General features: G+C 42.5%; 21 protein-coding genes and 1 tRNA gene. 6 read left to right on the top strand and 16 right to left on the bottom strand.

Translation table 11 applies throughout. From position 1 onward, the window contains the following. Positions 1 to 33: 33 nt before the first annotated feature. Positions 34 to 684, top strand: coding sequence for a lysozyme family protein (locus H7F26_RS17320; protein ID WP_009328096.1), 651 nt, complete (start codon positions 34 to 36; stop codon positions 682 to 684). Positions 685 to 817: 133 nt separating this feature from the next. On the opposite strand, the gene H7F26_RS17325 is transcribed toward H7F26_RS17320, so the two are convergent. The 6 genes from H7F26_RS17325 to H7F26_RS17350 all read right to left on the bottom strand — a co-directional run bounded on the left by H7F26_RS17325 (position 818) and on the right by H7F26_RS17350 (position 6,156). Continuing rightward, the gene (locus H7F26_RS17325; RefSeq protein ID WP_003182568.1) at positions 818 to 1,804 is read right to left on the bottom strand and encodes a polysaccharide biosynthesis protein; all 987 of its coding nucleotides are present in this window, start codon (positions 1,802 to 1,804) and stop codon (positions 818 to 820) included. 52 nt (positions 1,805 to 1,856) lie between these two features. Next, positions 1,857 to 2,495: a papain-like cysteine peptidase gene (locus tag H7F26_RS17330; RefSeq protein ID WP_003182570.1), complete on the bottom strand. Its 639-nt coding sequence runs from the start codon at positions 2,493 to 2,495 to the stop codon at positions 1,857 to 1,859. 196 nt (positions 2,496 to 2,691) lie between these two features. Further along, positions 2,692 to 3,105 carry a hypothetical protein gene (locus tag H7F26_RS17335; RefSeq protein WP_003182572.1) on the bottom strand — a complete coding sequence of 138 codons (414 nt, stop codon included), beginning with the start codon at positions 3,103 to 3,105 and terminating at the stop codon, positions 2,692 to 2,694. A gap of 14 nt (positions 3,106 to 3,119) precedes the next feature. Next, positions 3,120 to 4,328: a glycosyltransferase family 4 protein gene (locus tag H7F26_RS17340; protein WP_003182574.1), complete on the bottom strand. Its 1,209-nt coding sequence runs from the start codon at positions 4,326 to 4,328 to the stop codon at positions 3,120 to 3,122. A gap of 161 nt (positions 4,329 to 4,489) precedes the next feature. Continuing rightward, positions 4,490 to 5,023, bottom strand: a complete 534-nt coding sequence (locus H7F26_RS17345) for a DUF420 domain-containing protein (RefSeq protein WP_003182577.1) — start codon at positions 5,021 to 5,023, stop codon at positions 4,490 to 4,492. A gap of 152 nt (positions 5,024 to 5,175) precedes the next feature. Continuing rightward, positions 5,176 to 6,156, bottom strand: coding sequence for a hypothetical protein (locus tag H7F26_RS17350; protein ID WP_003182579.1), 981 nt, complete (start codon positions 6,154 to 6,156; stop codon positions 5,176 to 5,178). 229 nt (positions 6,157 to 6,385) lie between these two features. Here H7F26_RS17350 and H7F26_RS17355 point away from each other — a divergent pair, with 229 nt between their 5' ends. Further along, the gene (locus H7F26_RS17355; RefSeq protein ID WP_003182581.1) at positions 6,386 to 6,895 is read left to right on the top strand and encodes a GNAT family protein; all 510 of its coding nucleotides are present in this window, start codon (positions 6,386 to 6,388) and stop codon (positions 6,893 to 6,895) included. Positions 6,896 to 6,967: 72 nt separating this feature from the next. Here H7F26_RS17355 and H7F26_RS17360 read toward each other — a convergent pair whose 3' ends face one another. The 4 genes from H7F26_RS17360 to H7F26_RS17375 form a co-directional block, all read right to left on the bottom strand. Beyond that, positions 6,968 to 8,557, bottom strand: a complete 1,590-nt coding sequence (locus H7F26_RS17360; RefSeq protein WP_009328092.1) for a solute:sodium symporter family transporter — start codon at positions 8,555 to 8,557, stop codon at positions 6,968 to 6,970. 158 nt (positions 8,558 to 8,715) lie between these two features. Beyond that, positions 8,716 to 9,522 (bottom strand): 3D domain-containing protein, encoded by an 807-nt coding sequence (locus tag H7F26_RS17365; RefSeq protein ID WP_009328091.1) that lies wholly within the window; start codon positions 9,520 to 9,522, stop codon positions 8,716 to 8,718. Between the two features lie 235 nt (positions 9,523 to 9,757). Beyond that, positions 9,758 to 11,539, bottom strand: a complete 1,782-nt coding sequence (recQ, locus tag H7F26_RS17370; protein WP_025807866.1) for a DNA helicase RecQ — start codon at positions 11,537 to 11,539, stop codon at positions 9,758 to 9,760. A gap of 162 nt (positions 11,540 to 11,701) precedes the next feature. Continuing rightward, the gene (locus tag H7F26_RS17375; RefSeq protein ID WP_003182590.1) at positions 11,702 to 12,220 is read right to left on the bottom strand and encodes a hypothetical protein; all 519 of its coding nucleotides are present in this window, start codon (positions 12,218 to 12,220) and stop codon (positions 11,702 to 11,704) included. A 476-nt stretch (positions 12,221 to 12,696) separates the two neighbouring features. Between H7F26_RS17375 and H7F26_RS17380 the strand changes: the two genes are divergently transcribed. Continuing rightward, on the top strand, positions 12,697 to 12,873 hold the full coding sequence (locus H7F26_RS17380; protein ID WP_003182594.1) for a YjfB family protein: 177 nt from the start codon (positions 12,697 to 12,699) through the stop codon (positions 12,871 to 12,873). A 125-nt stretch (positions 12,874 to 12,998) separates the two neighbouring features. Continuing rightward, positions 12,999 to 13,072, top strand: a tRNA-Arg gene (locus H7F26_RS17385). A 174-nt stretch (positions 13,073 to 13,246) separates the two neighbouring features. On the opposite strand, the gene H7F26_RS17390 is transcribed toward H7F26_RS17385, so the two are convergent. Further along, positions 13,247 to 13,600: an MmcQ/YjbR family DNA-binding protein gene (locus tag H7F26_RS17390; RefSeq protein ID WP_003182597.1), complete on the bottom strand. Its 354-nt coding sequence runs from the start codon at positions 13,598 to 13,600 to the stop codon at positions 13,247 to 13,249. A 905-nt stretch (positions 13,601 to 14,505) separates the two neighbouring features. Next, positions 14,506 to 15,471, bottom strand: coding sequence for a nuclease-related domain-containing protein (locus tag H7F26_RS17395; protein ID WP_003182600.1), 966 nt, complete (start codon positions 15,469 to 15,471; stop codon positions 14,506 to 14,508). Between the two features lie 221 nt (positions 15,472 to 15,692). On the opposite strand from H7F26_RS17395, the gene H7F26_RS17400 reads away from it, so the two are divergent. Then, on the top strand, positions 15,693 to 16,388 hold the full coding sequence (locus H7F26_RS17400; protein WP_260627248.1) for an SMI1/KNR4 family protein: 696 nt from the start codon (positions 15,693 to 15,695) through the stop codon (positions 16,386 to 16,388). A gap of 186 nt (positions 16,389 to 16,574) precedes the next feature. Here H7F26_RS17400 and H7F26_RS17405 read toward each other — a convergent pair whose 3' ends face one another. From H7F26_RS17405 to H7F26_RS17420, 4 genes are all read right to left on the bottom strand, one after another. Further along, entirely contained in the window at positions 16,575 to 17,924 is a 1,350-nt protein-coding gene (locus tag H7F26_RS17405; protein WP_003182638.1) for an amidohydrolase family protein, read from the bottom strand. Positions 17,925 to 18,196: 272 nt separating this feature from the next. Further along, on the bottom strand, positions 18,197 to 18,445 hold the full coding sequence (locus H7F26_RS17410; protein WP_003182640.1) for a CotD family spore coat protein: 249 nt from the start codon (positions 18,443 to 18,445) through the stop codon (positions 18,197 to 18,199). Positions 18,446 to 18,680: 235 nt separating this feature from the next. Further along, positions 18,681 to 18,890, bottom strand: a complete 210-nt coding sequence (locus H7F26_RS17415; protein ID WP_021837542.1) for a hypothetical protein — start codon at positions 18,888 to 18,890, stop codon at positions 18,681 to 18,683. A 205-nt stretch (positions 18,891 to 19,095) separates the two neighbouring features. Next, on the bottom strand, positions 19,096 to 19,878 hold the full coding sequence (locus H7F26_RS17420) for an alpha/beta fold hydrolase (RefSeq protein WP_026699196.1): 783 nt from the start codon (positions 19,876 to 19,878) through the stop codon (positions 19,096 to 19,098). A gap of 135 nt (positions 19,879 to 20,013) precedes the next feature. Between H7F26_RS17420 and H7F26_RS17425 the strand changes: the two genes are divergently transcribed. After that, positions 20,014 to 20,505: a YoqH family protein gene (locus H7F26_RS17425; protein WP_003182646.1), complete on the top strand. Its 492-nt coding sequence runs from the start codon at positions 20,014 to 20,016 to the stop codon at positions 20,503 to 20,505. The last annotated feature ends 47 nt before the right edge of the window (positions 20,506 to 20,552 follow it).

Below are 20,552 nucleotides of genomic sequence, written 5' to 3' on the forward strand. Positions count from 1 at the left end.
GTTTTGCATCAGGGCGCTACAGAGGTGAAACCATTGAAGAAAAAGAAATCAGGATGTTTAGCCGGAGCTGGCTGTTTGTCATTTTTTGTGTTTGTTCCATTGATCATTTTCTTTGCCATCTCCGGTCTGGAACAATTAAAATGGCTTCCTCTTGACACTGAATCTAATATTCTTGAGAGATTAAAAGATTACAAGCCTCTTGTTGAAGAAGAACTCGATAAACAGGGTCTTTCACAATACACCGGTCTTTTATTGGGCATGATGTATCAAGAGTCAAAAGGCAGAGGCGGTGATCCGATGCAGTCGTCGGAATCTCTCGGCATGAAGCGAAATGAGATTGACGATCCAAAAGCAAGCATTAAGCAGGGTGTGCGCCATTTTACAGTAATGTATCAAAAGGGACAGAAAAAAGGCGTCGATATTGAAACGATTATCCAAAGCTATAATATGGGGGCCGGTTATATCGACTATGTCTCAAAACACGGCGGAAAGCACTCTGAGAAGCTGGCAAAGGCATTTTCCGAAGAACAAGTCAAAAAGAACCCCGACCTGTACAATTGCGGCGGGGATACAAACAATTTCCGCTATCCTTATTGCTACGGGGATTACTCTTACACGGAAAAAGTAATGGAACGCACAAAAAAAGTCGAAGAACATATCGAAGGATTAACACTTGAACATTGACAAAGCGGCTGGCTGGGTGATTTTTCGCCCGGCTTGTCCTGTTTTGGAGGAGCGAACGAAAGCATCGCCTGCAGACGCATGCCATGCTTGTCATCAGTTCGCATATTCCCCGTGAACGCTTCGATCCATCCGTCTAATCCAAAAAACCGCCTTTTTTCAGCATTTCTTTTACTTCCTCTTTTGAGATTAAAAAGTCTTTTGAGCTCAAGTTATCTGTTTCTAAAGGCTGGCAATCCGCATACTTTTTATGAAGCTCGGGCATTTTGATTGCAGGAAGCACCACCGCGAGGTCATCTGTAAATGAGACAGCATGCTGCCGTTCATGAGGTGAAATCAGCAGTTCATGAAGCTTTTCCCCCGGCCTTGCCCCCGTTTCTGCGATGGACGTTATTTCGTTTCCATAAGCTTCGATCAGCACCTCAGCCATGTCTAAAATTTTGCAGGCCGGCGAATTCATAATGAAAATTTCCCCGCCTTGGCCGCTTTCAGCCGCTTTTAATAAAAGCTGAATCGTTTTTTCCTTCGTAAGGAAGAAACGGGTCATTCTTTTGTCTGTGATGGCGACTTGGTTCTTTTCCCTGATCTGGTCTTTAAAAAGCTGAAGAACGCTTCCGCTGCTTCCAAGCACATTTCCTCCCCTTACACAAATAAAACCCGTGTCTGAATACAGATGGTTCGCGTATACGATCAGCTTCTCGCCGATCGCTTTCGTCATTCCGTAGAAGTTGGCAGGGTCGGCCGCTTTGTCAGTCGAGACGTTGATGACTTTTTTAACGCCGTTTTCGATCGCTGCTTCAATGACGTTTTCGGTCCCTGTGACATTTGTTTTTAATGCTTCAAGCGGCTGTTCTTCACAAACCGGGACATGCTTCAGCGCTGCTAAATGGAAGACATAGTCGACACCTTTTAATCCTGTATTGAGCGCTTTCCGATCTCTAATATCCCCGATGAAAAACGTCAGCCTCGGATCTTCAATCTGCCTTCTCATTTGAACTTGTCTTTCTTCATTTCTGGAAAATACAATGATCTTTTTAGGGCTTGAGGCTAGCAGCTGAAGTATGAGTTCCTGACCCCATGAGCCTGTTCCCCCAGTAATGAATATCGTTTTATTTTCAAACATCCGCTTTTTCTCTCCCTTTGTGCCTTAGTCAATCATTCTCATCGGCGAAAAACTAACGAATTGTTATGCCTTGGAACATTTCTCTCCAATACGGGTCGTTTGATTGCCAAATTTCTTGATCAGGAAGTTCAACAGCGCATACGTTCTTCAGCGGCCAGTGATTTTCAACAATACCGGATACATTTGTATGATTGATCAAAAGAACGCTGAAATCGTTTGTAACCAAATCAGAGAGCACCTCTTCAAGCTCTTTGGCTTCCTGCATCGTGCCGCTCGTTCTGACAAACAGCACGCGCTTTGCAGTCGAGGTCTTTTCTAAAAATCTGTTAAATCTCCTATTAAACTTCTCTATTACTTCATGATAAGTAGCCAGGTTGTCGAGTGTATTTCGATCCGCTTTAAAATCGTGTGCCGAGTCAATGCAGTAATAATCATCCGTAACCGAGATAAAAGGGTCTTTAGTGGCAACTCCTGTAGAATAGCCCGTCACTCTCAAATTTATAGGATTCATAAACCCTTCAAACCGGTTTCGTATCAAGCGGCACAGATCAGGCAGCGACGAGGTGCCGACCCAATCAAAAGGTCCTGCATAAGGTCTTTTATTCATTTTTCTCAGCTGAAGAGCTGTCAGGCACAAATGCCCTAGGCTGAAAACCGCATCATATTCGCCTTGTATCTCTTTTAAATTCATATACTCACTCCTTGTGCTTACTGACGGAACATTCTCGCTATAAGTAGAGCATCTGGTCTTTATAACATAGTATGTCGGTGTAATAAAAAGGTAAAAGACAACAACCTAAGATCGGCTCCTAAAATTCAATCCAATATTGATAGATTGAAAGACTTAATAAAAACCTTCGGAGCACCGAAGGTTGATTGAGAAATAACTATTCTGTTTTGGTTTCATTTTGTGTTTGAAAGAATTTTAATGTAGTATCATTTGGAAGTGTGTAATTTTCAGGAAGTGACTCTTTGATCGCTTCAAGCACTTTATTATTGCTTTCTATAATTTTATTGTTCATTTCTTCAAAGCTGGCTGTTAATTCGTCTAAGACTTCATTTTTGCTGTTTACATTGGTTGAGCTTTCGTTCTTTAAGGCCTCTCCGGATTCAGCCGGCTGTTCATTTGATACAGCTTCTGAGCCTGCTGCTGAATTCGTCTGAGCTGCCTTTTCTGCCAGTGCTTCAACTCTTTCTTTTCGGAACTCGAAAAGCAATTCCAAATATTTATCCCACCAACCGACATCGATTTCCTCTTTTGTCAGAAGTTCAAACAAATGCTTTTTAATTTCAGACTTCATACGACATGTCTCCTTTATTTTAAAGTTTGTTGATAAATGTCCAAAACCTTGTTGACAGCTTCATCCATATTCCAATACTCCATTGCAAATTTGTGTGCATTGGACCCTAAAGTTTTTCTAAGCGTCTCATCTTCCAACAACTGATTGATAGAGTTGCAAATTGCCTGTGCATCTCCTTTAGGCGTCACCATACCGGTCACATTATGTTCAACGATTTCGGGAAGTCCCCCTGCATCGCTGACGATAATAGGAAGTCCGGCTAATTGCGCTTCAATAACAGACAGCGGCTGATTTTCGAGAAGACTCGGCAAAACATACACATCAGCGATTGACAGAAGATATGGGACATCATCGCGCTTTTTCATAAACACGACATCGTTTTCCAAACCGAGCTGCCCGCATAAAATTCTCAGTCCCGCCATTCTCTCCCCGTCGCCGGCAATCCAGCATACCCAATCATCCCGAACCTCTTTTAAATGCGAAAGTGCGGCAAGCAGATGCTGAACACCTTTGTTTTCAACGAGCCTTCCTGTGAAAAGGATAATTTTCTTATCTGTTTGCGGTATTTCCGCTGACTTTGTATCCTTTCGTTTTAGAAAGCTGTCAATATCATAGCCATAATGGAGAACGCTGATTTGTTCCTCCGGTGTATCGAATTCCTTTGTCAACAGATTCTTCAACCAATTGTTGGCAACAATTGTAGCGTCAGCCGAAACAGCGCCGACCCGTTCAAGATGGTCAAAGTACGCCCTTGCGATGTCAGAATTAGACTTCCTGTGGATCGTTGTAAGCTGATGTCTGATTTCATGGGCTACACTCCCGTGAAGCGTGGCAACAAGCGGCGTGTCTTTTTGCTTCACTCTTTTCAGGCAGCCGCTTGAGATGACATCTTGGGCATGGATCAGGTCGTATTTTTCCAGCCCTAAATAAATAGCTGCAAGTTCGTATACATAGCGCTGGATCTCAGTAAAGTGGACCAATTGATTGTCATATAATTGCGGAAAAGACTGTTGATCGACTGATTGCTCAATCATAGGCAAAAGCTGTTCTTTTTTCACCTTGCGATCTTCGTTTACAATATGAACAATCTCGTTCTCTTCTCCATATCCAAGCAGATCGACTTCATGTCCCATAGATTCAAGCGATTCTTTCAGCTGGACCATATATGTCCACACACCACCTACGTGCGGAATACTCCAATAAGTGGCAAGAAGAATTTTCATAAGCATCTCCCTTTTCATTTCTATCCAATGCTCTAATTATTTATATTGGTGATTGCTATATCTTGTGTAGGACGGATATCCAATTAAGAAAGATTATTTTTGAAGAAGCTGCTAAAAGAAAAAATCCGCTCCCCTTGTATAAGGGAACGGATTTTTTTCTTTTAATAATATGGGGAAATCATCATATAGACGAGAACGCCTGTCAGGCTGACATACAGCCAAAGCGGCATCGTCCAGCGGGCGATTTTGCGGTGGCGTTCCACCTGCATGCTCAGGCCTCTGAACAGCGTGAACAATGCCAAGGGAACGATTAAAGCGGACAAGACAATGTGTGTGATCAAAATAAAATAGTAGATCGGTCTTATAATCCCTTCCCCGCCAAAATGAGTGTCAGGCATCAATGAATGGTAGGTCAAATATGAGACGAGAAAGATGAACGTTGTCGTAAAAGCGGCAAAAATAAACCGTTTGTGCGCTTTAATGTTTTTCTGTTTAATCATGATCAGTGCAGCCACTAAGAAAATGAATGTGAAGCTGTTGCAGACTGCGTTCAAAAGCGGCAGAAAAGTCAAATCCAAATGAGCGAATTTGTCGCTTTTCGGCATAAAAAACAAGAGGGCAATGACGCCGTTTATGATAATCGTCAGAGCAACAACAATTCCTGTGTAGTTTTTATTTTTTTTTGTATGGGTCATATCGGGCAATCTCTCCTATTTGTGCAAGCTATCAAAATCGTATTCAAATTCAGGAGGAATGTCAACGTTTTCGGCTTTTCGTCAGAATTTAGTCACAGAATATACAAAAATTCCCCTCCTCTTGAACGAGGAAGGGAACACAGGCGGGTGCCTTAGAAATTCATAGCATCTTGAGCCATTAATTTTTCGAATTCTTCTTCAGTTACGATATCTTCTTTATTCGGTTTATGCTCAAACTTTACGTCACCATCGATATTTTTGTAAGTCGTTGATGCTGTGATGCCGAAAGATTGAGGCGCTTTTTTGCTGTCAACCGAGAAAGAGATATCCGCATTTTCTGTCAGAAGGTTTTCTTTGTCATCGATTGTCGATGTCACATCGAATTTTTTAAATGTGACGTCTTTCAGTCCGTCTTTAATCTTGTTCAGCTCGCTCTTCGGAACAGCTTCTCCGCTCGCTTTTCCGGCGATTTCGATGAACTTGACGACCGCAGCTTTAATTTCTTTGTCACTAAAGCTGAAAGCGACTTTTTGAGAAGCACCCTGCTCTTTTTCTTTATCCGTCAGATCAGCTTTTTCAAACTTATCTGCAGGCAGATTGTCCGCTGCTTCTTTGATGGATTCCATCAATTGTTTTTGAAGTTCATCCGTGTCTTTAGATGAAGATTTGTCATCTTCAAGCGGGAATTCAAGGTATTTGCCTTTGACGCTGTCAAAATTCATGCCGGCTGTTCCAAGGAAGATGCCGAAGCTGTCAAGAACGCTGTCAATTTTGATGTAGCCGACTTGTTTCTTTTCATCCATATAAACCGGAATATCGAAATCAAGAGACATGTTTTGGACTTTCAGCTTCGCTTTAATAACGGCCTCAGACTGTTTCGTTTCAGCATTTGTTTTACCGCTGATCGTCAATGTTGCATCATTCAGCATGTCAGCGAATTGCTTATCTTCCGCACCAAGGTTGGATGCGTCAACTTTCAAGCCGATATCACTTGAAAATTCGTATGATTTCGCAGAAATCAGCTTTTTATAAGCCGCTGCGTAAGATCCTTTTGGATCAGCCTGCTGACATGCAGCTAATACAAGAACAAAAGCTGACATCAGCATCAATAGAGAAAAAATTCTTTTCTTCAAAATCGTACGCTCCTTTTGTCATGATTTTTCTGGGATTAGGAGGATCCATTGTCTCGTATCCTAGGTAAATATACCAGAAGTCATATGAATTCTATCACAAAAAAATCGTAGAATGTGAAATATTTGTTTAAAATTACATTAAAATTTAATTCTAGCAACCCATTTGCAAATTGCCGTTCTTTTTACTATAATCGAAAACTGTATGTTTAAATGGAAAGGAGCAAGTTCTATGATAACGGATGAAGAACTGCAAAAAGACAGCTCCGGCTTGCAGAAGGAATTGAACGACCTGCAATTTCAACTGTTTCGGATGCGTGAAAATATGAAGGATATCTCCAAAGATTCGCGAGTGCTCGGTATTGATCAATCGAAAGACGATGAATGGATGATTGTCCATTCGATTGATGATGGCCGGACATGCAAGATCATGTTAAGCGATTGCCAGTCGCCGTACCGCGGGAGGTGTGATTTTTCTCTCGTCGCTTCCTACACAGAAGAAAAACGCGCGATCCATATCGGGGATATTAAAGGACCGGCAGGCTTTGGATATGGTTCAATCTGTATGAAGTATTTAAAGGAAAAAGCCCGCGAGCATAACATCCCCGTCATCACCGGGGACATTGCTAAAAGGGATTGGGACCATGTGGACCGGCTGATCCATTTTTACGAAAAGCATCATTTTGAAGTAACGATCGATCCTGATTCAAAATCCGGCGAAATTCAGTGGCAGGATCTTTAAGGTGAAATAAAGGCAAATAACGCAAAGGACAAAACATTAAGGCAGAGGATGAACGCACATCCCCTGCCTTTTTTATTTGGCAAGCCCCCAAGGCGAAAATAACAGGTAAATGCAGGCCATCAGGCAAATCACAAGAACAGAAGCAAGTTTGGCATGCTTCCATGGCTGCAAATCTACCTTGGCATTTTTCTCAAGCTTGAATTCCGACGGCCTTGGCTTCAATCTTCCGATGAAAAGCATCAAGAGGACGGAAAACGGAAACAGAACAGCCAATATATATAGAAAATGAATATGGCCGAAATAGATTTTTGAGATGGTATACAATACAATGTGTGCAAATATCGCCCATTTCACTGCAAGCGCCGGCACTTTTTTCGAAAAAAATCCAACGACGACGGCAGCCAATACAGGAACATTGAAAAAACCGAACATTTCCTGCAGATAATTGTAAAGGCCAGACGGCGCAAACAAAATAAAAGGTGCGATGATAATCGATACCGCGGCCAGGATCACCACAAAGATCCTTCCGGTTTTCACGAGCTCTTCCTCTTTTGCCTCTGGCTTGAAGAGCGGTTTGTATAAATCCAATGTAAACAACGTGATCGTACTGTTCAGCGAACCGTTAAACGAGCTGAGAATCGCTCCGAATAAGATCGCGGCAAAGACGCCAATCAGTGCAGTCGGCAGCAAATCAACGATCAGCCTCGGATAAACGGTGTCAGCGTTTTGAATATGGCCTCCGTAAAGGTGATAAGCAATAACGCCGGGTAGAACGAGATAAAACACACCGATCGTTTTAAATACACCGGCCAGCAATGCGCCTTTCTGCCCTTCAGCCAAGTTTTTGGCTCCGAGCGCCCGCTGAACGATCGACTGATTAACAGCCCAATAAAATAAGTTGTTCACAAGCAGTCCTGTAAAAATCGTCGGCCACGGCACTTCTGCAGAGTTGTCCGCTGTAATGGCATTCAGCTTTTCCTTATGTACACTCGTCAGCTCTGTATAGCCGCTCAAGAGGCTGCCGTCTCCTATTGCCATAATTCCGAGCACAAAGATGAACAGACCGCCAAGAATTAAACCGACGCCATAAATGGCATCAGCCGAGGCCGCGGCTTTGAGTCCCCCGAAAAATATGTAGCAGCAGCTTGCGGCGCCGATCACAAGCGAGATTAAAAAAACAGTCACTAACGTATTGATCCCAAGCGCGGATGAAATGTTGAATACTTGATCGAGAACGAGCGCCCCGGAGTACAAAACGGTTGGCAGAAACGAGGTCGCATATCCCAGAAGCAGCAGGATCGAGACGATTTGCCGCGTTCTTTGATCATAGCGCTTTTCAAGAAAGTCGGGTATCGTCGTGACTCCGGAACTGAGATACCTCGGTAAAAAGACAAATGCCAGCATAATGAGCGCAAGCGGTGCTGTAACCTCCCACGCCATCGCACTCATGGTTCCCGAATAGCTTTGCCCGTTTAATCCAACCATTTGTTCCGTTGACAAATTGGTTAAAAGCAGCGAACTTCCGATATAGAGGGCAGTGAGACTGCGCCCGCCGAGAAAATAGCCGTCTGACGTTTTTAAATCAATATCTTTTGTCCTCAAATAAGAAAAAATAAAAATTCCTGCATTAATCAATAAAAATGTCATGATAATCCACACCAATACTTCTGCAACTCCTTTTTAGATCAGCTGATATGTATTTATCTATTGAACTACCCATTTGCCAATCTAAAAAAACATCAAAATAGAAAAAAAGATGCAGAAAACAGAAAAAAGACACTGATCATCTTCATGGTCAGTGTCCATCAATGGTAAACCTATTATTTTAAAACTTTAACTTTAACCGTTTTAACGCCCCAGTTTTTTGCTGCGGATTTGCTTGGAACAAATACGTCGATTTTGTTCCCCTTGATCGCACCGCCGGTATCGGCAGCGGTCGCTTCTCCGTAGCCTTCCACATACACCTTGGATCCAAGCGGGATTACGTTTGGATCCACCGCAATAACCTTGGCGTTTTTATTGGCCTTCAGATCGATACCCGTGGCTGTCACGCCTGTCATACCGCCGTCATTGGCAGTGTATGCCGTTGCTGTAACCGTCAGTTCTTTGGCAGTGCTTTGAGATACGTTTGAACGGGAAGCCGGTTCTTTTTCCTGCTTAGGTGCAGGGGCAGGCGCAGCCTTCTCGACTTTCGCTTCTTTTTGTACGGCAGGCTTTGTTTCCGCAGGTTGCGCCGCAGCAGCCTGGACCGTCGCCTGTCCGTCAACAGTTATGGATGTATTCGGGTAAATGATATCTGATTTTATGTTGTTCCAATTTTTAAGGTCATTCACTGAAACGCCGAATTTTTGGGCGATTTTCCAGAGAGTGTCTCCCTTTTTAATGGTATATTGTTTCTTTTCTTCTGTCTGTTTTTCAGAAACGTTCAGCTTTTGTCCCGGAATAATCAAGTCAGAGGAAAGCTGATTCCATTCTTTTAAGTCCTGCAGATTTACCCCTTGTTTTTGCGAGATTCCCCAAAGGGTGTCACCTTTTTGGACTGTTACTTCTTTTGCAGAGGCACTCGCTCCGAATGCAGTTGAAGATAATGCTGCAACTGCAACAAAGGACATAAACGTCTTCTTCATAAGTAAATCCTCCCTTGTTAGCTTTTTATTGTCCGGCTAACAGGAGCAATCGTAACATATGAAAATGTCAAATCAATAACAAAACAATTTGTTTTTGATTACAGTTGTTTTACGAGGAGGAATTTCAGCCGCCCTAAAATCGGCCGAAATTCAGATGTATCAAGGGTTCCAATCGTTTTTCAACTGAAATAGGAGATTTACTAAAAAAAATTTTACATATATAAATTTTGGGTTTTTATGCTTCTTTCTCAGTTTTATAGGCTTGAAGCTCCTGTAGAAATACAGCTCCGTATTTTACTCTTTTTTGTTCTCCCACTCCTTTGACTGACAAAAGCTCTTCGTCTGTCAGAGGGACTTTCCCGCTCATTTCCCGCAGCGTTTCGTCAGAGAATACAACAAAAGGAGGCACGCCTTGTTCCTGAGCAAGCTTTCTGCGCAGCGCCCTTAACCGTTCAAACAATTCGTCATCTTTAACGATTTGATTTGTTTGCATTTTTTCTTTGCGCATCACCGCTTCCCGGCCGAGCAAAACGTTTCGCCCCTTGTTGGCGACAAAGAGAACAGGATATGCCCCGTCGGACATTTTGATGTACTCATCTGCGATTAAAAACTCTATAAAATCGCTTATGTCGGCAATAGACCGTTTCTTTAAAATTCCGTAAGTCGATAATTGCTGGAAGCCGTTTTCGGTCACTTTCTTATTTTTCGAACCTGCCAGAACTTGCGCCACCATGGTTTTTCCGAACCTTTCTCCCATGCGGATGATGCAGGACAGCACCATCTGTGCCTCCTTCGTCACATCGGTGATGCTTCGGGTGTCGAGACAGCTGCCGCACCTGCCGCAGTCTTCGGTTGGAACTTCGCCAAAATAAGAAAGAATAAACCGTTCGAGACAGCCTTCCGTATGGCAAAAATCAACCATTTGCCTCAGTTTTTTCACGTCTTGCGCCCGAATGTCTTCATCTTCTGTCGACTGTTCGATTAAAAACCGCTGAAGCCGAATGTCCTGAGGGGAAAACAGCAGGATGCACTCGCTGTCAAGGCCGTCGCGTCCGGCTCGTCCCGCCTCCTGGTAGTAGCTCTCCATATTTTTTGGAATTTGGGCATGAATCACATAGCGGATATTGGATTTATCGATGCCCATTCCAAACGCCGAGGTCGCTGTCATTACACTGATCTCATCATTTAAAAAGAGATCCTGCTGCCGGTCTCTTTCTTCATCATCCATCCCGCCGTGATAGCACCCGGCCGCAATTCCTTTTTGAGAGAGGCGGCTTGATATTCTTTCGGCTTCCTTTCTTGTCGCTGTATAGATAATTCCCGCCTCTGAGCGGTTTTTCTCCACATATGATTCGATAAAACGGTCCCTGTTTTCGCCTTTTAAAATTTTAAACGTCAAATTATCCCGTGAAAAACCGGTAAAAACCGTGTTCTCTTTTTCGATCCCGAGCTGTGTACAAATATCCTCATGAACCTCGGGCGTTGCGGTAGCCGTCAACGCCAATACAACCGGGCGGGTGCCGAGGCTATTTAAAAAGCCTTCAATATGTCTGTAGCTCGGCCTGAAATCATGTCCCCACTGTGAAATGCAATGAGCTTCATCAATGGCTACCAGCGGAATATGAATGTGGGAAATCGCGCGAATGAATTCGGGAGACGTCAGCCGCTCAGGTGTTACATAAAAGAGCTTGTAGCCGCCTTCCTTAAATACGGAGAGCCGCTCAGCGATTTCGTTATGGCCTAAAGAACTGTTCACGTACGCAGCTTGAATTCCAAGCTGATTTAAAGCATCCACCTGGTCCTTCATCAAGGAAATTAAAGGAGAGATCACAATGGTTGTCCCTTCCATAAGGAGCGCGGGAATTTGGTAGCAGATTGATTTGCCTCCGCCCGTCGGCATAATGCATGCTGTATCTCGCCTTTCAGAAACGACAGATTGAATGGCTTTCTTCTGCCCCGGGCGCAGTGAAGGATAGCCAAAATAGTGCTGCAATAGTGCTTCGGCTTTCTCTAGCATATAAATGAAACCCTCTCTTATCATTAAACTTCTTCCTGTCCCCCATGATATCATATTTAAACCGGCAATCAGCCTCTCCCCGTAAAATCGTCTAATCGATAAAGAAAATTCATTTTTAGATGTAAAGCGTCAGAAAATCAAATGAAGTGGGACTCGCCATCATTAAATTCCGGTCTGTTGTTCAGCTGATAATCGCAACCGCTCCGCTTCCTCCCGGCAAAGCGTTTTGTATGCCAAAGCTCCGGCAATACTCGCTCCGTCTGATGCATCGCGGCGCAGAGCGGATAGCTCTGACAGCACAGATGCCGCGTCGTCCTGTAAAATTCCGCGGTCATGCAGCATTTGAATCAATTCATCGCCTTCGAGGCGGATCGCATCTTGATCAAATGTTGAGGCTGTTTCCCGCAGAACATTGTGAACATCTGACCAAGCGCTTTCGATCAAGTTATCCCCTCGCTGCGCTGACCGTACAGAAATCAGTCCCGACAATCTTTTTTCCCGTACGGAGACGAGCTCCTGAAGCCTTTTGTCAAACTCCAATTCAAAATCCTTATATTTCAGTTTGATCAATTCCTTCATTCGATCGGACAAAGGCTCCTTTAGCAGCAAAACGCAAATCATCAAGGCAGCTGGCCATGCCAATGATTGAACCATCGCAGAAACAAATTCAAGCCAATCCATAAAATCAGCCTCCGTTTCAAAAGGAAAGTTGTTTTGTGAAAGACCAGGTGGTAATGTTGAATCGAAAGGAAAATTTTGCACATTAAGGGGTGTCGTTATACCATGTGGTTCATCATCATACTGATGATCATTTTGATTGGATTTGCAGGAAACATCGTTGCCATGTTGCGAACGATTGTAATGCAGAATGATAGAATCATCAGCCTCTTTGAGAATGAAATCAACAAAAACCATTAGACAAATGCCCAGGAAATGGAGAAATCGCAGAAGATACAAACGAACTGAAAACAGCCACTCTCCCTAATTCGGGACAAATAAGGAACCGATCATTTTCCGTATTGAGAGGCGGATTCTTTTTTATGATGCCTAAGATGGCGATGGATCGGTTTACAACTATATTAAATTGAATATTCAGATTAGTAAATATGAGTAAAGTCCTCACCTCTCTAACCGATACACATGTTAAGGAGGTGGTTATGTTGGATATTGCTGTTTTATCAATGGCCATGAGTCAGGCGGCTCTTTATCAAAACGTGCAAATGTCGCTGACAAAGACGGCTTTGGATACCGCCGAACAAAGCGCACAGCAGCTCGTAGACATGGTGCAGGCGCCACATCCCGTTTCAGGACATCATATTGACTTGAAAGGCTAAGGCCGAAACATACATTCAGCAGGCTGCGAAGTCTGCCGGATGTATGTTTTCCCGAAGAAATTTGTGAAAAAAACCGCTGCAACCTCTTTATTTTTTCAGGTTTTTGTACTATAATATTGTTCTGTGTCCCAGTAGCTCAGGTGGATAGAGCAACAGCCTCCTAAGCTGTGTGTCGGGAGTTCGAATCTCTCCTGGGACGTTTCAAATGTAAAGAGGCAAGCCCTTGTATGCCAAGGGTTTGCCTCTTTTGTTAATGGCCGTGTTGTTGGTGCTTTAAAATAAAGTTGATCAAAACGGATTCTTATCCAACGAATTTAAGTTTCGGTTGCATAAAACATTTTCTGGTTGCTTTTGCAAAAGATAATTTCACGATTTACTTGGTTAAATTAAAGCTTTGCTCAATTAAGTTATAAACTTCTTCTGAATCTATTCGTTCTAAAACAATTGATATCCAATTTTCCTTATCCATATGATAACCAGGTAAAATACTCTTTCCATTTCTTAAACTGCCACTTATTTCTGGAGGGCATTTTAAATTCAGAATATCTATTTCGTCATTTCCATCTAAGCCTAACTTTTCCGGAAGAACATTCATTACAAGACCATACCATTTTTCGGTAGTTTCATGTCTTAAAGCGGCATAGTTTGGAAATTTTTGAAATGGGTAATCTGGCGATGTCCCGAATTTTTCTTTGACGTGCTTAAAGATATCTTCTCTTGTTAACATACTGAATCATTCCTCCAACAACTCAAATAGATTTTCGGCATTTGCCGATCCAGAGGGAACAATGGTGAATTTTTTGCAGTCATGATGTGAAGGTGGACATGTTTTACTAACCGTCAATATTAAGGCTTTTAATTTGATCTGTTGTTATTTCCTTTGGAATCCAACTTCATTTTTCTTTTATATTAAACAATTTGGCCCTTTGCCGTATATACTTCTTTTACAATAAGAAACCCTTTTGACATATTCTATCCAAACATAGGCGAATTTTTCACCCTAATACATTGAGTGCGAATGTCTAAACCGGCACTCCTCATCTCATTTTCAAATGCTATCTGATAGGCAGAAGGATGAAACACATAAATCGCGGCTTTATCTTCCATTTCTTGAGTAATTCTGAAAGACGTCTCTTAAAAATTCATCAAATTGATCAGCTGCCATTTCATCATTCAGAATCGTCTTCCTCAACATGAAGAACCTCTGAATCTCCCGAGAAATCTAAAAGGAGCTCCACTAATTCTTCTCCCGAAAATCCTGTCATTAAAAGTGTTATTTAATTCAGCAAGATGCAGCTGGAGCTTTTCCTCATCCCAGTCGCCGCAGATCTTATTTTTCCTCAGCCTCATCCAGATTTACAACTGAAACCAGGAGAGTCTTTGGTCCTTTTTCCATGAGGATTTTAAAGCGTTGGTTGCCGCCTGCAAGGTTGCCAATCCTTTCATTCCAGACTAACGGTTCAACTGTTCAAAAGCGTTTCATAGACTGTTTCAGTGTTTCATATTCTGAAGCACCCGGCTGCAAGTGTGGATTGTATGGAGCCGGGTTAATTTTTCTATGGAATTTCACGAATGTTCATGACCTCCAAGAAAAAAAGCATCCATTGAGATACTTTATAAATTGATATTTATTTATGATAGATAGTTAACTTTTTGCATGATCCTTTTTATTTGTTGTATCTCATCGACTGTATATTTAGCAGGCTTTAAAACCTCATTCTTAAAATACTCGCACAAACTTGCTTTTGAGGTAAATCTATTCTTATCTTTTGTAGAATAATCTATTACACGATTTTCTTTGTCCTCCGGATAACCAAAATAGACTATAGGCTCAACATAGTTGAATTTATTATTATAGGTTATGAGAAAATTCCTGAGTTTATACATTGTGTCCATGACTTGATTTCTCGGGTTATCATAATAAGAAATATTTATAGAATTTTTTTGCTCAGAATCCTTATCTATATTGCTATTTTTCATAAAAATGATTGTCTTCTCTGTATCACTATTCGCTTTCGGAAATAATTGTTCAAAGACAAATGAAAAATCATTTGCAATTGATTCCGCATTTTTACGATTAATCCCATGGATAACTGTTCCACGCCAATACTTGGTTTCTATAATATAGATATCTGATGGCAAAATAACTAAATGATCAATTTGCCTGGTTTTTGTCTCCCCATTTTCTTCATAGGGTACAAATACGTTTCCCATTATAACCATCTCGTTTTCATTTATTTTCCCCTCAGAAATAAGCTTTTCTTTTAATTCCGTTAAAATAGTGTGGGTAATAACTTCACCGCTATTTCTTGAATACTTTTTAAGATTGTTTATATATTCATCCATCTTTACAATCTTGTTCTTCAGAAAATCGTTTTCATTTAAGAATTCATTTTTTTGATTAATATTCATGACTTCAGCTTGTTGTAAAGCAGCGGAAGCCTCTTTATGAGCTTGCACCAGGTGATCTTGATATGTTTGCTCTAGATTTTTTAATTCACGTTCTAAATTGTTTTGATGAATTTTTTTTGTCTCTTTTAATTTCCAGATCATATAACCAGAAAAGCCAAGAAGAACAATAATAGCTAATGTAGACACCGGTCTCCTCCTAGACAGAATATGATTCTACATTTTATTACAAATAAACCTTTTTTTGAAGAGTCCAGAGAAAAAAACAAATCGAATTCCTTTTTATCCCTTCAAGTTATTTTCCGCTATTAAAAAAGCACGTTTCCAGATGATGAAAACGTGCAACTGTAAATCAACTTCTAATCTAACTTCACCAAGAAGCGCTTATTCTTGAACAAAACGGCGGGTATATCAATTTTAACGCCTTCCCTTCTGAACGGCCTACCTCCTGGGCTAAATATCATGTCCAGTTTGACTACTTATTAGGCTTAGGGAAAAAGGCAGGGATTCTCGAGAGCAAATACATCATTAAAGAATGGGAACTGCCCGACAACCTGATCCTTATTCACGGTGACGGCCATACATGGATAGCGCTTGACTACAGAGAAACGAAAGAAAATCCGCCCGTGCACTATTTCGATTCAGAATTTGAAGAGAATTATAAATTAGCGGATTCATTTGGAGAATTTCTCTCTAAACTTTATACAGATAATCCCATGGATGATGACGACTGCCAGCTTATCGAAGGCGTGCATCCTGACATTCCCTATGTCTATCCGGAAGATGCCATTACAAAAGAAGAAGCTGAACAAATTCTGACTAAAAATTCGGCAGCCGAGCTGCATCAGCTTAATTACTACCCTATTGAAAGTATTGATGATTTAAAATGGCTTTTGACAAAAATGAAAAAATCCGCTTTAAAAGCAGACCGTGACACTGGTTTGGCACTTGCCGGCGCTTTGGAAGCCGTCATTTCTTACTATAAAAATTTAACGTTTGAGGATGAACAAACAAGAAGGTCAGTCCGCGATATCTTGGTGATATTAGAGAAGTTGAATGACTCTACTGTAGACATATACTTATCCCAAATTGACGACTTATTTTAAAAAGAGCCAGCCCCTTTATATCAAGGGCTGGTCTTTTTAGCATTTGAGCATCTGTTTCCTAACGTTTTAGTTTCCAGATGATACGCGGCTGTCTATGAGGCCTTTACTTCATTGGTCAGATATCCGTTTTTTCGCATAACCAATCTGGGGTCTTATTTGCAAAGGCGCATCATGAAACTGTTTTTCTTAAAAGGCGCCCTCAGGGGATCGGAATAAAATATGATCTCTTGCTTCCAGCGCTTTTTGTCTCACCTTTTCAAGATCTGCATCAACCAGCCGGCCGTTTCGTTTCACCGCTTTTCCTGCGACATATACGGAATCTACATTTCCGGTGTGCGTGCATTGGACGATGGCCCCCGCCGCATCAGTGAAAGGGAGCAAATTGACGCTGTCCGTTTTCACCATGATAAAGTCAGCTTCTTTGCCTGGGGAAAGCGAGCCGATTTTATGATCGAGCTTTAGGGCGCGCGCCCCGTCAATGGTAGCCGCTTTCAGGATTTGTTCGGCCGATATGCTCAATTCGGGCCCCGGCATAATTCCTTCTCTCAGCAGTTCATCATTGTGCTTTGCGCGTTCTGCTTGAAGAGCAAATTTCATCTGTGCGAAAAGGTCTCCCCCGGTCGATGTGACAACATCAACCCCAAGCGCAGTAAGAACCCCGTTTTTTAGAGAGAGCCCTGTAACAGGATAGCCGTGCCCCATCATCATCTCAATTTCTGGTGTCACAGATATCGAGCTTCCGTGAGCCGCAAGCATTTTCATTTCTTCTTCACTCATCGCATTGGCATGCACCATGTTTAAATCGGGACCAAGCAGCCCGGCTTGATTCAGCTTTTCAATCGAACGATCTTTCGCTCCCCAGTTGCCAAAAGCAATATGCATGCTGCATAAGGCATCCAGTTCCCGGGCCGTTTCGATTTCAAAGACAGATGTCTTCCATGAAGAAAACTCCGGACCTCGAATTGCAAGCCCCATCGTCAGAAGCTGATCCTTCGATTGAAAATATGCTTTTTTTACCCGTTTCGCTTCGTCCATATTCGAAAGATCGCTGTCTCTGTCCCAATATTCGGCGTCACCAGATGTTCCAAAGGCGAATACTGCGCGAATGCCGGCGTCTTTCAGTCCGGCAATCAGCTGGTCCGTATGATCAGGCGACTCAATCATCGTCCAGTCCAGCAAAGTCGTGACGCCTGCATCGAGCGCCTCAAGCGCTCCTAAATAGTTCGCGGCCCAATCATCCTCAGGTCTTCTCATCGACCCATAATTCCCATAATAAATCCGGTTTAAATAGGTTTGCAGGGACCAGTCGGCTCCGATTCCGCGGATCACAGATTCCCATACGTGGCGGTGCGTATCAACAAATCCAGGCATGATCAGCATATTGGAGGCATCCACAATCTCAGCGTCTCCGGCTTCAATCGACTCGGCAACGTCCAGAATGACGGAGCCTTCAATCAGCATGTCCCCTTTTTCGAGCGTATGAAGCTGCGGATCAAGCGTCACAATCGTAGCGTTTTGAAAAAGCGTTTTTTGCATAACGGCTCTCCTTTCTTCCCAACCGATTAGAGAAAATAACATCCTATATGTACCATATTAATATAAAAAAGGTATAAATGATATTAATAAGCATTCCGCGACTTCGAACTTCGTCTGCATTTTTCATTTTGCCATATACTATTTTTCTGCTGTTCGCTATAACCTATGTTAAACGTTGATATACATGGTAGCTCCCTTATAAAATAGGAACAGACCATAAAAGACCCCTGCCGGGTATTTATATGGTCTGTGAAAGTACAATTAAGCCTTAATTAATAACAATGGCCGTAATCCGATTTTTTTTCATAGCTTTTGCAAGGTTTTCCGCAATGATAGTGTTCATGTGAAACATCTTTATGATGTGAGTAAGTGTGCGGATAGTAATGAACATGTTCATACTTGTGGTGGTCTATTTTTTTTGTATGCTGTGGATGAATATGAGGAACGACAGATTTTGAGTAATGATGATCCTCACAATATTTCGTAGGGTAAACATGCGGCTCATGATGTTTGCAATACATTCGTACATTCTCCTTTCCCTTTGTTTTATAGATTCACTAGTACATTATGCTGAAAAGCTAAAGCCCGACTGCATAAGCACCTATGCTTTGTCCCTAATTTCGCCCGTTCATTTTCTAAATATCGTTTTTGGAAAATCTGTTTTATGACTATGAAGCATCTGCGGTTGAATCCCATTGCTTCCAGAGTTAAAAAAAAGACACTAAACGAATATTTTAAATGTTCGCTTAAAGTCCTTCACCTCCAATGAACATTGACGGGCTCTGTATGAATATGCAGCTCTGTTTTTGTATCAAAATGAACAACAAAGCCTCTGATTAATCCATAGAACTTGTTTTTTTCTGTAATTTTCATTACGGTCGCTTCGTCTCTAAATCCTGGCGGATGGCATCGCTCACCGACGATATATTGCTTTGAATGAACGGTGATTGATTGGATTGACTTCATTAAATTCCATTCCCCCTCAGAAACGTCATGCTCCCCTCTGCTTCTGTGCCAAACGGAGATACACCCCGATAAAAATACTTGCACTTCGGGTATTTTTCACGTTTCAGGGTGCAGAAGCAGTCTCGGTGATTATCATCATAACATGATTATCCAAAATATTCCTCTCTGCTTTTTGAACATTATGTGGCAGCTCCTCAATATAAAATCAACCGATAAATTGCGTTAAAATCCGATTGAACATTTTGCGTTCCTCCCAGAATGGACCGTGTCCGCTGTATTGAAACGGAACAAGATATGAATTTCTGATTTTGCGGCTGAGCTCCTTTGCTTGTGCAAACGGAATCGCCTTGTCTTGAATACCGTGAATGATTAAGGCTGGAGCAGCGACTTTTTCCGGATCATCATACAGTTTCTCATCTCTCAGCATTTCGATGACCGCTTTTGTCGACCAGCCTGCCGCCTGCAATCCCAATTGAAAAAACCAGTCTGAGAACGGTTGTGTAATATATTGAAAGAAAAACGTGTCGGTCACTTCGCGCATCATCTTGGGACGATCGTTAGACGCTTGCTGAAGCAATTTGGCTGCCGTTTCTTCAGTAAATCCCACAGGCGCCGCCGCATCGATCAAAACCAGCTTTGAGACCCCAGCGCCCCTATATCGGGACATATAGCGGAGTGCTATGGCGCCGCCGGTTGAATGACCGGCAAGCGTGAAGTTGTTTAATTGAAGCGCCTCAACGACAGCGCGGATATCATCAGCCAAACGGTTGTAATTATAGCCCGTCGCCGGCTTATCCGAACGCCCGAATCCACGCCAGTCAATGCCGATACAGCGGTATCCCTTTCGCGAAAGATCGTCAAATTGATATTCAAACTGGAGATGGCTTAATGGCCAGCCGTGCAAAAATACAATGGCTTTGCCGCTTTGAGGATTGATGTCTTCAACGTACAGATTAACGCTTGGTTCTGCCTCGATAAAATATCCCATGCCGTCGCCCCCGATCATGTCTTTACCATAAGATACTCCCAAGATGTAAATAGGTGAATGTCTCCGAGGGCTGAACATGAAGAATTTGAAAAGGCGTGACTGGTTAAACTATTTCAAGAAACGGAGGGTTGTTCAATGATGGCACTTCTGAGAAGTCTGGCGATATCGTTTGTCCTCATTCTGCCTGCGGCAGCGGCCTACGCACAAGTACCTTATCCATGCAGCGTCGTTCTTGATCCAGTCCGAGATATTCCCAATGCCCGCGGAACGGCTTTAATTGCGAAAGTGAAGAAACCGTATACCGAAGCCCCCGGGAGTCCTGTCAGGGAAAGGCAGAGTGTCGGCATCTACGCTGATTGGCTTCCGGACCCTGCTTCATTTGGAGATTATGATCAATTTGAAGGAATTGCCCGGATACCTGACCAGATCAGCTGGCGTTTCACCATGCATCAAGTCCAAGAAGACGCGCCGAGCTGGTTTGGCGGAAGTCCTTGGGCGGGCAAATTTGACGAAATATCATCAGAGCTGACTGTGAATACCCAAGTCGAAGTGCGCCCTTTCAATTCGAAGACGAAAAAGGCCGGCGAAGCTGTTTTGCGTGGGAATTTGCAAGGATGCAGGAGCTAACCAAAAAGGCCGTAAAAGCTCCATGGGGACGCTTCTACGGCCTTTTT

Origin of the sequence: Bacillus sp. PAMC28748 (genome assembly GCF_014250415.1) — a bacterium.
In the GTDB taxonomy this organism is placed as follows: Bacteria; Bacillota; Bacilli; order Bacillales; family Bacillaceae; genus Bacillus; species Bacillus licheniformis.

What these genes read in the sequence shown, in the direction of transcription:
- H7F26_RS17410 (WP_003182640.1), bottom strand. Translation starts at nt 18,445, where the DNA reads ATGTATTGCAAACATCATGAGCCGCATGTTTACCCTACGAAATATTGT.
- H7F26_RS17325 (WP_003182568.1), bottom strand. Translation starts at nt 1,804, where the DNA reads ATGTTTGAAAATAAAACGATATTCATTACTGGGGGAACAGGCTCATGG.
- H7F26_RS17425 (WP_003182646.1), top strand. Translation starts at nt 20,014, where the DNA reads ATGATGGCACTTCTGAGAAGTCTGGCGATATCGTTTGTCCTCATTCTG.
- H7F26_RS17340 (WP_003182574.1), bottom strand. Translation starts at nt 4,328, where the DNA reads ATGAAAATTCTTCTTGCCACTTATTGGAGTATTCCGCACGTAGGTGGT.
- H7F26_RS17405 (WP_003182638.1), bottom strand. Translation starts at nt 17,924, where the DNA reads ATGCAAAAAACGCTTTTTCAAAACGCTACGATTGTGACGCTTGATCCG.
- H7F26_RS17330 (WP_003182570.1), bottom strand. Translation starts at nt 2,495, where the DNA reads ATGAATTTAAAAGAGATACAAGGCGAATATGATGCGGTTTTCAGCCTA.
- H7F26_RS17355 (WP_003182581.1), top strand. Translation starts at nt 6,386, where the DNA reads ATGATAACGGATGAAGAACTGCAAAAAGACAGCTCCGGCTTGCAGAAG.
- H7F26_RS17345 (WP_003182577.1), bottom strand. Translation starts at nt 5,023, where the DNA reads ATGACCCATACAAAAAAAAATAAAAACTACACAGGAATTGTTGTTGCT.
- H7F26_RS17380 (WP_003182594.1), top strand. Translation starts at nt 12,697, where the DNA reads ATGTTGGATATTGCTGTTTTATCAATGGCCATGAGTCAGGCGGCTCTT.
- H7F26_RS17375 (WP_003182590.1), bottom strand. Translation starts at nt 12,220, where the DNA reads ATGGATTGGCTTGAATTTGTTTCTGCGATGGTTCAATCATTGGCATGG.
- H7F26_RS17420 (WP_026699196.1), bottom strand. Translation starts at nt 19,878, where the DNA reads ATGGGATATTTTATCGAGGCAGAACCAAGCGTTAATCTGTACGTTGAA.
- H7F26_RS17365 (WP_009328091.1), bottom strand. Translation starts at nt 9,522, where the DNA reads ATGAAGAAGACGTTTATGTCCTTTGTTGCAGTTGCAGCATTATCTTCA.
- H7F26_RS17335 (WP_003182572.1), bottom strand. Translation starts at nt 3,105, where the DNA reads ATGAAGTCTGAAATTAAAAAGCATTTGTTTGAACTTCTGACAAAAGAG.
- H7F26_RS17390 (WP_003182597.1), bottom strand. Translation starts at nt 13,600, where the DNA reads ATGTTAACAAGAGAAGATATCTTTAAGCACGTCAAAGAAAAATTCGGG.
- recQ (WP_025807866.1), bottom strand. Translation starts at nt 11,539, where the DNA reads ATGCTAGAGAAAGCCGAAGCACTATTGCAGCACTATTTTGGCTATCCT.
- H7F26_RS17415 (WP_021837542.1), bottom strand. Translation starts at nt 18,890, where the DNA reads ATGAAGTCAATCCAATCAATCACCGTTCATTCAAAGCAATATATCGTC.